Source organism: Variovorax sucrosi, assembly GCF_051216635.1.
In the GTDB taxonomy this organism is placed as follows: domain Bacteria; phylum Pseudomonadota; class Gammaproteobacteria; order Burkholderiales; family Burkholderiaceae_C; genus Variovorax.
In genome coordinates, this window is the sequence record NZ_JBPJZU010000009.1 from 18,908 (window position 1) to 31,262 (window position 12,355).

General features: G+C 67.2%; 11 protein-coding genes. 10 read left to right on the forward strand and 1 reads right to left on the reverse strand.

Translation table 11 applies throughout. The annotated features are described in order from the left end of the window. The first annotated feature begins 11 nt into the window (after positions 1-11). From epsC to ACSFBE_RS17860, 4 genes are all read left to right on the forward strand, one after another. The gene (epsC, locus tag ACSFBE_RS17845; RefSeq protein ID WP_435491750.1) at positions 12-920 is read left to right on the forward strand and encodes a serine O-acetyltransferase EpsC; all 909 of its coding nucleotides are present in this window, start codon (positions 12-14) and stop codon (positions 918-920) included. Positions 921-958: 38 nt separating this feature from the next. Beyond that, on the forward strand, positions 959-1,240 hold the full coding sequence (locus ACSFBE_RS17850) for a helix-turn-helix domain-containing protein (protein ID WP_435491997.1): 282 nt from the start codon (positions 959-961) through the stop codon (positions 1,238-1,240). A 69-nt stretch (positions 1,241-1,309) separates the two neighbouring features. After that, the gene (locus ACSFBE_RS17855; RefSeq protein WP_435491751.1) at positions 1,310-2,242 is read left to right on the forward strand and encodes a family 2A encapsulin nanocompartment shell protein; all 933 of its coding nucleotides are present in this window, start codon (positions 1,310-1,312) and stop codon (positions 2,240-2,242) included. 83 nt (positions 2,243-2,325) lie between these two features. Continuing rightward, positions 2,326-4,206 (forward strand): family 2A encapsulin nanocompartment cargo protein cysteine desulfurase, encoded by a 1,881-nt coding sequence (locus tag ACSFBE_RS17860; protein WP_435491998.1) that lies wholly within the window; start codon positions 2,326-2,328, stop codon positions 4,204-4,206. A gap of 33 nt (positions 4,207-4,239) precedes the next feature. Here ACSFBE_RS17860 and ACSFBE_RS17865 read toward each other — a convergent pair whose 3' ends face one another. Beyond that, on the reverse strand, positions 4,240-5,025 hold the full coding sequence (locus tag ACSFBE_RS17865; RefSeq protein WP_435491752.1) for an IclR family transcriptional regulator: 786 nt from the start codon (positions 5,023-5,025) through the stop codon (positions 4,240-4,242). 163 nt (positions 5,026-5,188) lie between these two features. On the opposite strand from ACSFBE_RS17865, the gene ACSFBE_RS17870 reads away from it, so the two are divergent. From ACSFBE_RS17870 to ACSFBE_RS17895, 6 genes are all read left to right on the forward strand, one after another. Then, positions 5,189-6,190, forward strand: coding sequence for a TRAP transporter substrate-binding protein (locus ACSFBE_RS17870; RefSeq protein ID WP_435491753.1), 1,002 nt, complete (start codon positions 5,189-5,191; stop codon positions 6,188-6,190). A 34-nt stretch (positions 6,191-6,224) separates the two neighbouring features. Further along, entirely contained in the window at positions 6,225-6,668 is a 444-nt protein-coding gene (locus tag ACSFBE_RS17875) for a type II 3-dehydroquinate dehydratase (RefSeq protein ID WP_435491754.1), read from the forward strand. A 21-nt stretch (positions 6,669-6,689) separates the two neighbouring features. After that, complete coding sequence (locus ACSFBE_RS17880) at positions 6,690-7,274, forward strand: TRAP transporter small permease (RefSeq protein ID WP_435491755.1); 585 nt, start codon at positions 6,690-6,692, stop codon at positions 7,272-7,274. Next, the gene (locus ACSFBE_RS17885) at positions 7,271-8,551 is read left to right on the forward strand and encodes a TRAP transporter large permease (RefSeq protein WP_435491756.1); all 1,281 of its coding nucleotides are present in this window, start codon (positions 7,271-7,273) and stop codon (positions 8,549-8,551) included. Before ACSFBE_RS17880 ends, ACSFBE_RS17885 begins: the two co-directional genes overlap by 4 nt. A gap of 381 nt (positions 8,552-8,932) precedes the next feature. Beyond that, positions 8,933-9,970, forward strand: a complete 1,038-nt coding sequence (locus ACSFBE_RS17890; RefSeq protein ID WP_435491757.1) for a ThuA domain-containing protein — start codon at positions 8,933-8,935, stop codon at positions 9,968-9,970. Between the two features lie 90 nt (positions 9,971-10,060). Continuing rightward, positions 10,061-12,340 (forward strand): outer membrane protein assembly factor BamB family protein, encoded by a 2,280-nt coding sequence (locus tag ACSFBE_RS17895; RefSeq protein ID WP_435491758.1) that lies wholly within the window; start codon positions 10,061-10,063, stop codon positions 12,338-12,340. Positions 12,341-12,355: the final 15 nt, after the last annotated feature.

Genomic DNA, 12,355 nt, shown 5'->3' on the forward strand with positions numbered 1-12,355 from the left:
AGGGTGAACGGATGGCCAGATTCGACATCGCGGAGATCACCGGTGCGCTGCACGCGGCCCGCAACGAGTGGCGCGACGCGCAGGGGCGCTCGCGCGAACCTCTCGGGCGCGAATTCCCGTCGCGCGACGCGATGGCGCAGTTCGTCCTCGCGCTGCAGGGGGTGCTGTTCCCGATGCGCCTGGGGCCCATCGAGCTGCGCCAGGAGAGCGAGGATGTCTACGTCGCCCACACGCTCGACGCGGCGCTGCATGCGCTGCATGGCCAGGCACTGCTGGAACTGAACTACTACGCGCGCCGCGATCCGCGGCCGGAGGTGGATGTCGAGGCGCTCGCCACCGCGGCGGTGCGTGCCTTCGGCGCCGCCTTGCCCGACGTTCGGCGCCTGCTCGACAGCGACGTGCTCGCGGCCTACCAGGGCGACCCGGCGGCGCACAGCGTCGACGAGGTGCTGCTGTGCTACCCCGGCGTGCTGGCGATGATCCACCACCGCCTCGCGCACACGCTCTACACGCTGGACCTGCCGCTGCTGGCGCGCATCGTGGCCGAGCTGGCGCATGGGCAGACCGGCATCGACATCCATCCCGGCGCACAGATCGGGCCGGGCTTCTTCATCGACCACGGCACCGGTGTCGTGATCGGCGAGACCGCGGTCATCGGGCGCCGGGTGCGCATCTACCAGGCGGTCACGCTCGGTGCCAAGCGCTTTCCGCTGGACACCGAAGGCCACCTGCAGAAGGGCCTGCCGCGCCATCCGCTGGTGGAAGACGACGTGGTCATCTACGCCGGCGCCACGATCCTCGGTCGCGTGACGATCGGGCAGGGCGCGACCATCGGCGGCAACGTGTGGATCACCGATCACGTGCCGGCCGGCGCCAGCGTGACCCAGGCTAGCCTGCAGAACGCCAGGCCCATCGCATGAGCCGGGCGGCCGAGGCGGCACGCGTGGACTTGCCCGCGATGTCGCCCCCCGTCGAGGACCTGATCGAAACCTTCGGTATCGCCGTGCGTCAACTGCGCGAGGTGCGCGGCTGGTCGCAGGAGCAGCTGGCCGAGCGATCGAACCTCAACCGCTCCTATGTCGGCGAGGTGGAGCGCGGTCGCGTCATTGCGTCGATCCTGACGGCGCAGAAGCTCGCGCGTGCGCTGGACATCGACATTGCGTCGCTTCTCACGCGCTGCGATCAGATCGAGCGGCAGCGCACGGTGCGCCGCATCAACTTGGCGGCTATAGCCTGTTGAGGGGAAACCCTCCCCCGACAGACACTCCGCGGCACTTCACCCCTCCCTTCAGCCTTCCACGGAGTTTTCATGACAGCAACAGTGGGCGGAACGACCGCTCTCGGCGACAGCGCCGCACGCCAGCTCGCCAACGCCACCAAGACGGTCCCCCAGCTCGAGACCATCAGCCCGCGCTGGCTCACGCACCTGCTGCAGTGGGTGCCGGTCGAGGCCGGCATCTATCGCCTGAACAAGGTGAAGAACCCGGAGTCGATCCAGGTGGTGTGCACCGCCAAGGAGAGCGAGAACCAGCTGCCGCGCACCTTCGTCGACTACGAAGAAAACCCGCGTGAATACTTCCTGAATGCCGTGAGCACCGTGCTCGACGTGCACACCCGCATCTCCGACCTGTACAGCAGTCCGCACGACCAGATCAAGGAACAGCTGCGCCTGACGATCGAGACGATCAAGGAGAACCAGGAGAGCGAGCTCATCAACAACCCCGACTACGGCCTGCTGGCCCAGGTGACCGATGAGCAGCGCATCTTCCCGCTGACCGGCGCGCCCACGCCCGACGACCTGGACGAACTGCTGACCAAGGTGTGGAAGGAGCCGGCTTTCTTCCTGACCCACCCGCTGGCGATCGCCGCCTTCGGCCGCGAAGCCACCCGCCGCGGCACGCCGCCGCCGACCGTGAGCCTGTTCGGTTCGCAGTTCATCACCTGGCGCGGCATCCCGTTGATCCCGTCGAACAAGGTGCCGGTGGCCGACGGCAAGAGCAAGATCCTGCTGCTGCGCGTGGGCGACAAGCGCCAGGGCGTGGTCGGGCTGTTCCAGCCGGGCCTGTCGGGCGAGCAGGGGCCGGGCCTGTCGGTGCGCTTCATGGGCATCAACAACCATGCGATCGCCTCGTACCTCATTTCGCTGTATTGCTCGCTGGCGGTGTTGACCACCGATGCGCTCGCCGTGCTCGACGACGTGGAAATCGGCAAGTACCACGACTACGCCGACACCTACAAGTAAACGCAGTGAGCACCCCACTGACTCCAGGCGGCCTGCCGTCGCAAGCGGGTGAGGCGCCATTCGATCCGGCGCTCCTCGCGCGCATGGCGAGCGCCATGTTCGCTGCGTTGCCGGGCACGCCGCCCACGTCCTTGCCGGGCGTGGCGAACGGCCTGACGCCGGGCGCGCAGTTTCCGGCCAACGTCGCGCCGCCCGGCTCGCCGCTGGTGAGCCCGGCCGGCTTCGGGCCCAGCGTGCCGGGCACGCCGATCCCGCAGGGACAGATCCCCGGCGCCAACCTGATGCCCGCATCGCCGACCCAGCTACCCTCGCTCGCGAACCGGGCGCCCGCGCTGCTGCCGCACGCGGTGGCCGGCAACGGCGTGCCGGACCTCGCGCTGTCGGTGGCGCCGGCCTTCGAGCCGCGCTCGGGCGGCACGCTGCTCGGTGTGCCGCAGGCGAATGCACCCGTGACGCCGTCCACGGCCGCTTCGCCCTTCTACTTCGTCGGCAGCCACTACGGCCACCCATCGGCCGGCGCGAGCGATGCCATCGCGATCCACGATCCGCTCGAAGGCCTGGCCCGGCCGCAGACCGCCGCATCCGCATCGCCACCCAGCCCGCCTTCGGCCGCGCCCGGAAGCGACGCGCAGTTCTACTTCGTCGACGCGGTACGCCTGACCAATGGCTTTGTCACGCCGGCCAAGCCCGGCGCGCGCGCACCCGAGGCGGTGCCGCTGGCCGGCAGCGGCCAGCACCCGCCCTTCGACGTGCACGCCGTGCGCCGCGACTTCCCGATCCTGCAGGAGCGGGTCAACGGCAAGCCGCTGGTCTGGTTCGACAATGCCGCCACCACCCACAAGCCGCAATCGGTGATCGACCGCATCGCGTACTTCTACGAACACGAGAACTCGAACATCCACCGCGCCGCGCACGAGCTGGCGGCGCGCGCGACCGATGCCTACGAAGGCTCGCGCGAGCGCGTTCGCAAATTCATCAACGCACCCGAAGTGGAAGAAGTCATCTTCATGCGCGGCACGACCGAGGCCATCAACCTGGTGGCCAAGAGCTGGGGCGGCCAGCACGTGGGCGAGGGCGACGAGATCATCGTGTCGAACCTCGAGCACCACGCCAACATCGTGCCGTGGCAGCAGCTCGCCGCCGCCAAGGGCGCGAAGCTGCGGGTGATTCCGGTGGACGACTCGGGCCAGGTGCTGCTCGACGAGTACCGCAAGCTGCTCAACGACCGCACCAAGATCGTCGCGGTGACGCAGGTCTCCAATGCGCTGGGCACGGTGGTGCCGGTCAAGGAGATCGTCGAGCTGGCGCACCGCGCCGGCGCGAAGGCGCTGGTCGACGGCGCACAGTCGGCGTCGCACATGCGGGTCGACGTGCAGGACCTCGGTGCCGACTTCTTCGTGTTCTCCGGACACAAGGTCTTCGGGCCGACCGGCATCGGCGTGGTCTGGGGCAAGCGCGACGTGCTCGAGGACATGCCGCCCTGGCAGGGCGGCGGCAACATGATCGCCGACGTGACCTTCGAGAAGACCGTGTTCCAGCCGATCCCGAACAAGTTCGAGGCCGGCACCGGCAACATCGCCGATGCGGTGGGCCTGGGCGCGGCGATCGACTACGTGAACAAGGTCGGCATCGAGAACATCGCGCGCTACGAGCACGAGCTGCTGGTGTACGGCATGCAGAAGCTGCGTACCGTGCCCGGCGTGCGGCTGATCGGTACGGCCGACGACAAGGCCAGCGTGATGTCCTTCGTGCTGGCCGGCTACAGCACCGAAGAGGTGGGCCACGCGCTCAACGAGGAGGGCATCGCGGTGCGTACGGGCCATCACTGTGCGCAGCCGATCCTGCGCCGCTTCGGTGTCGAGACGACGGTGCGGCCCTCGCTGGCCTTCTACAACACCTTCGACGAGATCGACCGCCTGGTCGCGGTGGTCCGGCGGCTCTCGAGCCAGCGGCGCGTCGGCTGAAGGGACGGCGAGACGGCGGGGCGGCGGGGCGTCTCAGGCGGCCCGCTTCTTCAGCAAAGCCGATGCACCACTGGCCAGCGAAAGCTGCTCGGTGGATGCCAGCAAGGCCGGTGCCACCGCAAGCATTCGGTCTTCGGTCAGACGCACGAGCGGCCCGGCGATCGTCACCACGCCGATCACGGCGCCGCTGCTGTCGCGAACCGGTGCGGCCATCGATGCCATGGCCGGCGCAAACACTTCCACGATCATGCTGAAGCCCCGGCTTCGGGTGGCCTTCAGATAGTTGAGAAGGGACTTCACCGACGTGACGGCTCGGGGGCCGAAATCCTCGGGGCTGCCGAAGCCTTGCCGAGAGACCAGCTCCAGCGCCCGCTCGTCGCTCATGGTCGCAAGCCAGGCATGGCCCGCCGCGCTGCAGGAGAGGTTGACCGACAGGCCCATGTCGGGGTCATAGCGCAATCCTCTCGTCGCCCCCTGAGATTTGGCGACGAAGGTGAGTTCCTCGCCATCGACGACCGCAAGACGCACCAGCTCGCCGGACTCGGCCGCCAGGCGGTCGAGCAGCGGCTGGGCGACGTCGACGATGCCGCTGGCGCTCAGAAATCCCAGGCCCAGAGACACGAGCTTGATGGTGAGCACGTAATTGCCATGGCTCTGCTCCTGTCGCACGTAGCCGCAGCGCACGAGCTCCGACAACAGGCGATGGGTGGCACTCAGGGGCATGTCGAGCTCCGAGGCCAGCAGGGACAGCGCCTGGCCGTCGGGTCTGGCGGCGAGGTGTTCGAGGACTTTGAAGCTGCGCTCGAGGATGGCACTCATGTCGGGATCTCGCGGGAAGGGACGCAGTGGGGCAACTCAGCCCGACTATGGGTGAACTGTAGCAACAACCGGACAGGGTTTCCACTATGGAAAAGATTTCCATGAAACCCATAGGATCGACGCTTTGGTGAATGCCATTGTTAATACGCATGAAGGAGTCTCCATGAAATCCACCCTCCGCTGGTTGGCTGCGATGAGCGCTGTGGTCCTGTTCGCGACGCCCGCGCTGGCCCAGCAGGAGCGCGTCATTCGCTTCGGCCACCTCAACAATGCCGACCATCCGGTGAGCTTCGGCGTGAAGCGCTTTGCCGAACTGCTCGCTGCCAAGAGCGGCGGCAAGATGAAGGTGCAGGAGTTCCCAGCCTCGCAACTGGGCAACGAAATGCAGCAGCAGTCGGCACTGCAGGGCGGGGTGCAGCAGATGTCGGCGCCGGCCACGACCTCGTTGGCGGGCATCGTGAAGGAGTTCGGTCTGGTCGACTTTCCCTTCGCGGTGAGCAGCTTCGCGCAGGCCGATGCGCTGCTCGACGGGCCGCTGGGCCAGGCGCTGATCGCCAAGCTGCCCGAGAAGGGCCTGGTCGCCCTCGGCTACTGGGACCTGGGCTTTCGCAACGTGACCAACAGCAAACGGCCCATCACCAAACCGGAAGACCTGGAAGGCCTGAAGATCCGCGTCATTCCCAACCCGGTGTTCCTGGAGACCTTCAAGGCCTTCAAGGCCAACCCGGTGCCGATGCCCTTCGCCGAGTTGTACGGCGCGCTGGAGGCCAAGGCCGTCGACGGGCAGGAGAACCCGTATGCGGTGATCCTGTCGAACAAGTTTTTCGAAGTGCAGAAGTTCGTCAGCGCGACCAACCATGTGTATGCGGCCAACATCGTGCTGGTGAGCAAGAAGTTCTGGGATTCGCTCACGCCCGCGGAACAGAAGATGATGAACGATGCCGCCAACGAAGCCCGCGGCTACCAGCGGCAGGTGAGCCGCGCCGCGGCCCAGCGTGCCGTCGGCGACCTGCAGGCCAAGGGCCTGCAGTACAACGAACTGGCGCCCGCCGAACAGGCCCGCATGCGACAGATCGCCAAGCCGGTCACCGAGAAGTTCGCCGCCAGCTACGACCCCGCGACCGTCAAGCTCTACAACGACGAGCTGGCGCGCATCCGCAAGTGACGAGCGAACCGCCCAACCGAGCCCCGCATCCCCCATGAAGATCCTCGTCCTCCACGGCCCCAACCTCAACCTGTTCGGGCGCCGCGAACCCCACATCTACGGCACCACGACGCTGGTGCAGATCAACGAACGGCTGGAGCGCCTGGCCGGCGAACTCCAGGTCGAGCTGGCGATCCTGCAGTCGAACCATGAAGGCGCACTGGTCGACTTCCTGCACGAGAACATCGACACTGCGCAGGGCGCGCTGGTGAACCCGGCCGGCCTCACGCAGCACGGCGTGCCGCTGCACGACGCGATCAAGGCCATGCCCTTTCCAACCATCGAGGTCCACATGTCGAACATCGCGGCGCGCGAGGCCTGGCGGGCGCATTCGATCATTTCGCCGGCGGTGAAGGCCACCATCCAGGGCCTCGGACCGGTGTCGTACCTGGCCGCGCTGCGCGCGCTGGTCGAAACGCTGCGCGCGCCCGCCGCCTGAGCCGTAGCAAGGAGCAGGAACATGAACCGCGGGATCGATGGCGCGTGTCGGGCGATCGAGGCGGTGATCGCCTTCATGCTGGCCGTGATGGTCGTGCTTGTCTTCGGCAACGTGGTGCTGCGCTACGGCTTCAATTCGGGCATCACCGTGTCCGAAGAGGTATCGCGCTGGCTCTTCATCTGGATGACCTTCCTCGGCGCGGTGGTGGCGCTGCGCGAGCACGGCCACCTGGGCGTCGACATGGTGGTGCAGCGTCTGCCGCGGGCCGGCAAGAAGGCCTGTCTGCTGGCCGGCCACGTCGTGATGCTCTACATCGTCTGGCTGCTGTTCCAGGGCAGCGTCGCGCAGGCCCGCATCAACTGGGACGTGACCGCGCCGACCACCGGGGCGCCGATGGCGATCGTCTACGCCGCGGGCATCGTGTTCGCCGTGCTGGCCGGGCTGATCCTGCTGCTCGACCTGTACCGCATGCTCAGCGGCCAGCTGGCCGATGCCGAGCTGGTGATGGTGCAGGAGTCGGAAGAGGCGGTGCAGCTGCAGCAGATCCTGGGTGAAGTCGCCGCACAATCCCCGCCCGCCCCGGCGCAGCCCAAGGTGTCCTCATGACCATTCTCGTGTTCGTCGGCGCGCTGCTGCTGGCCATGGCGATCGGCATCCCGATCGCGTTCTCCCTGCTGGCGAGCGGCGTCGCGCTCATGTGGCATCTCGACCTGTTCGACGCGCAGATCCTGGCGCAGAACGTCATCGGCGGTGCCGACAGCTTCCCGCTGCTGGCAGTGCCTTTCTTCATGCTGGCCGGCGAGATCATGAACGCCGGTGGGCTTTCCAAGCGCATCGTCGACTTCGCACTGGCGCTGGTCGGCCATGTGAAGGGCGGGCTCGGCTACGTCACGATCATGGCGGGTTGCCTGCTGTCGGCGCTGTCCGGATCGGCCGTCGCCGATGCGGCCGCGCTGACGGCGCTGCTGCTGCCGATGATGGTGAGCGCGGGCCACGACAAGGCGCGCGCCGGGGGGCTGATCGCCGCCACCGGTGTGATCGGGCCGGTCATTCCGCCGAGCATCGGGCTGGTGATCTTCGGCGTGGCCGCCAACGTGTCGATCTCCAAGCTCTTTCTCGCGGCCATCGTGCCCGGCCTGCTGATCGGCGGCGCGCTGTGGGTCACCTGGGCCTGGCTGGTGCGGCGCGAAAAGATCGTGCCGCCGCCGCGCAAGTCGGGCGCCGAGATCGCCACCGCCTTCCGCCAGGCGCTGTGGGCCCTGATGCTGCCGGTGATCATCCTGGTCGGCCTGCGCCTGGGCGTCTTCACGCCGACCGAGGCGGCAGTGGTGGCCGCGGTGTACGCGCTCTTCGTGTCGACGGCGATCTACCGCGAGCTGTCGTGGCGCGAGCTGTACGCCGTGTTCGTCAGCGCCGCCAAGACCAGCGCCATCGTGATGTTCCTGATTGCCGCGGCGATGGTGAGCGCCTGGCTGATCACCGTCGCCGACCTGCCCGCGAAAGTCATCGGCCTGCTGCAGCCCTTCATGGACAACAAGATCCTGCTGATGGTCGCGATCATGGTGCTGGTGATGATCGTCGGCACCGCCATGGACATGACGCCGACGATCCTCATCCTGACGCCGGTGCTGATGCCGGTGGTCAAGGCCGCGGGCATCGACCCGGTCTACTTCGGCGTCATGTTCATCATCAACAACTCGATCGGCCTGATCACGCCGCCCGTGGGCACGGTGCTGAACGTGGTGGCCGGCGTGGGGCGCATGAAAATGGACGACGTCACCCGCGGCGTCGTGCCCTTCATGCTTGCGGAGTTCGCCGTCATGTTCCTGATGGTGCTGTTCCCCTGGCTGGTGACCGGCCCCGCGCGCTTCTTCCACGGGTAGCGCCACCCGCATTGGCGAATGCGTCTGCCCGCCACGCGGGCGGCCGCCGCGCAGCCGCCTTTCCAGTCACTGAACCCATCGCCCCTTGCGCGCGGCTCACGACCCCGACCCTTCGTGCCGCGAAAGCCACCTGCGAGGCGGCTTGCGCAACGCATCCGAAAAGAAAAACGCCTGCAACGAGAAAAAAGGAAGGGATTTCCATAGTGAAAACACTTTCCAAAAAACTTAGCATGGACTTCGTCAGCCAGAAGTCAGGCGGTCCGATCTGTTCGGTGTGGCGGCGATCGATGTCCGCCTGCCTGTCCGCCTGCCTGTCCGTCTGCCAGACACGAGCCACCTGGGTCGCGGTGGCTCTTGCTTCAACCCAAGAAGGAGACATTCATGGAAGTTGCCGGTTCGCACAAAGTCAAGATCCTGTTCGCGATCGCTCTCACCCTGGCTTTCACCGCCTGCGGTGGCGGCGGCGGCAATGATTCGGGGGGCGGCAGCGGCACCACGCCGCCGCCAACGTCCACGGCGCCCGTCAACACGCCTGCACCGGTGCCGGACCCGGTCGAAGCAGACACCAGCTTCGACACCTACTACAACGTCTGCCGCGGCACCGACCCGAAGTGCTATCACGACTGGGGCGCCTTCGCGACCACGCCCAACCGTGTGCTCGTCTACTCGCGCACCGCCGGGCCCCGGCATGCCAACCTGGGCACGCCCATGGGCGCCGGATTGAACCCGACCATGAACCCCGACAACGTGATGCAAGCGGGTCTGGTGCGGATGCTCAGTGCCGAGGGCATCACCGTGGACTGGACCGAGGACGTGGCGGTGCTGGGCAGCCGGGTCAACAACTACAAGGCGGTCATCTTCGCCAGCTCCAACCGCGACACGTTGTGGAACGCCGATGTGGCGACCAGCAACGACGCGGCGCGTACCGCGCTCAGGAACTACATGCGCCGCGGCGGTGGCTTCGTCGGACTGCACAACGCCTTCGGCGCGGAATACAACTGGCCCTACTACGAGGGCCTGCTGGGCAACGCCAACTTCTACAACCACGCGCCGAACCGCGCCGGCGACGTCGAGATCATGGCGAAGGACCCGTCCACCGAGGGCGTGCCGGCCCGCTTCACCTTCCAGGACGAGTGGTACAACCTGGAGCCCTTCCCGACGAAGGTGAAGTTCCTGGCGAAGGTGGACACATCCACGCTGCTGCCGCTGACGGCGGCACCGCATCCGGGCCACAGGGACTTCCATCCGGTCGCCTGGTGCCAGTACTACGACGGCGGACGGGCCTGGCTCTCCACCCTTGGCCACAACACCCACTCGTTCGAAGCCAATTCGACCGGGCCGGGTTCCGCTGCCTTCCAGAAGCTGGTCGTCCAGGGCGTGAAGTCCGCCATGGGCCTGACCCCCTTCTGCACCGAATAGGTCCTTCCTGCCCAGCGTTCGGCCGTACCGCCCGCGCTGCAGGGCAGGGCGGTGAGCGCCGCCTTCTCATCTTCTTTCGAGAGAGACACCATGCAACGCAAATCACTGGCAGCGCTGCTGCTTTCCTGTGGCGTGATCACCTCGCCCTTCCTGCTCAACGCCTGCGGCGGCGGAGACGACCGCCCACCAGCACCGGCACCGACACCAGCACCGGCACCGGCACCGACGGCGGCCGACCTGAAGGATTGCTGTACCCCCGGCGACAAGGACTTCCCCAAGGTGGGCGGCAACCTGGGCAACCAGAACTACTCGAGCCTGAAGAAGATCGACAAGGCGCAGGTCGGCCAGCTTGGCGGTGCCTGGCTGAACCGCATCGAGGGCGGCCTCACGACTGGAACCAACCAGAGCACCACGGTGGTGGTGGACGGTGTGATCTACATCGAGTCCGCCGTGGGCAACGTGATCGCGGTCGACGGAAAGACCGGCGCCACCAAGTGGAAGTGGACCACGCCCTACGGCGTGATCACCCGCCGCGGGGTCGCCGTCGCCAAGGACCTCGGACTGGTCTACACGGTGGCCAACGGCAACCGGTTGGTTGCGCTGAAGAAGGACACCGGCGAGGTCGCATGGATCAAGGAATATCCGACCAGCGCCGACCCGCAGTTCGTGGGTGCCGTCCAGAAGGTCGCCCTGGTCTACCACGACAAGCGGCTGTACATCGGCACCAACGACGGCAACCGCGGCGCGGCGTTCTCTGCCGATGCGACCGACGGCAAGGTCCTCACCGTGTTCTGGGGCGTGCCGCGTCCCGGCGAGCGCGGCTACGACACCTGGGGCAATGCCCCCGAATCCGACCGCACCGGCGCCACGCCGTGGATCCATCCGGCCGTGGACCCCGAGCTGAACATGGTGTACTGGACCTTCGGCAACGCACGTGGCGGTTCGTCCCAGAACGGCTCGACCCGCCCCGGCATGAACCTCTTCGCCAACTCGATCGTCGCGCTGGACCTGAAGACCGGCGAGTACAAGTGGCACTTCCAGTCGGTCCACCACGACATCTGGGACATGGACAACGTGATGTCGCCGGTGCTGGCGAATGTGAAGATCAATGGGCAAGACCGCAAGGTCGTGATCTACGGCAGCAAGACCGGCATGTACTACATCCTCGATCGCAAGGACGGCAGCGCGCCGCTGGGCATCGACGAAGTGCCGGTGAAGCAGGACGCCCGGCAGGCCACCTGGCCCACCCAGCCGATCCCGCGCCAGGGGGCCTGGACGGAAACCTGCGTGGTGAACCAGCCACTCGGCACGGCCATCCCCGGCGACCCCAACCGGGCGGTGCCGAACTACGCGCTGGGCTGCCTCTACGATCCGCACTGGGACATCCCGACGCTCTCCACACCGGGCCATGGCGGCGGCGCGAACTGGAACCATCAGTCCTTCAGCCCCGCCACCGGCCTGGTCTACACCGGCACCGGCTATGTCGCCGCGGCGCATTCGCTCACCGAGGCGGCGAACGGTCTGCGCCCGCCGGGCGAGTACATGACCGGCGGCATCGTGGCCGTCGACCCCGGCACCAACCTGGTCAAGTGGAAGAAGTACATGCCGTATTCGCTGGCGCACGGCAACGGCATCCTCACCACGGCGAGCGGCTTGATGTTCATCGGCCAGCCCGATGGCAACCTGCTGGCGATGGACGGCAACAACGGCAACGAGCTCTGGCGCTTCCAGACCGGTGCCTCCATCAGCGCCAGTCCGGTGAGCTACGAGATCGACGGCGAGCAGTACGTCGCCGTGTACGCCGGCGGCACCGGCATTCCCTACGGTGACTCGGCCGCGCGCGGCGACTTCCTGTGGGCCTTCAAGGTCGGCGGGACGGTGCCGCCGGCAGCGACGCCGCAGCCGCCGATCGTGCGCCGCCCGGTGTCCGGCACGGCGGTGGAAGGCGCCGCGCTGCCGACGCCCAACACCGTCTTCCTCGCACGCGTGCAGACCGCCGCCAACCAGCCCGGCACGACGGAGTCGACCGCGGTCAATGCCATGACGCCGACCTTCATGCGGGTGCCGGTCAATACCACCGTGACCTTCCGCAACCCGGCCGACAATGCCAACGCCCACTGCGCGACCCAGTTCTTCGAGGGGGCTTTCAATTTCAGGCTCAACCCCGGCGCTTCGGCCAACCACACCTTCACGACGCCGGGCGAGTACTTCTCAACGACTGCCACAGTCCGCGCCCCACCGGGAAGATCGTGGTGTACTGAGGCAGCGCCGCTGGGCCTGAGTGAGGTACCCCGTACGCACGGGCGCCGAGCCGGGGCCAGCGGCACTGAAGCAGATTCAATCGCGTATCGAGCGAGCAACCCGCCTTGAGAAGAGCACCTTTGA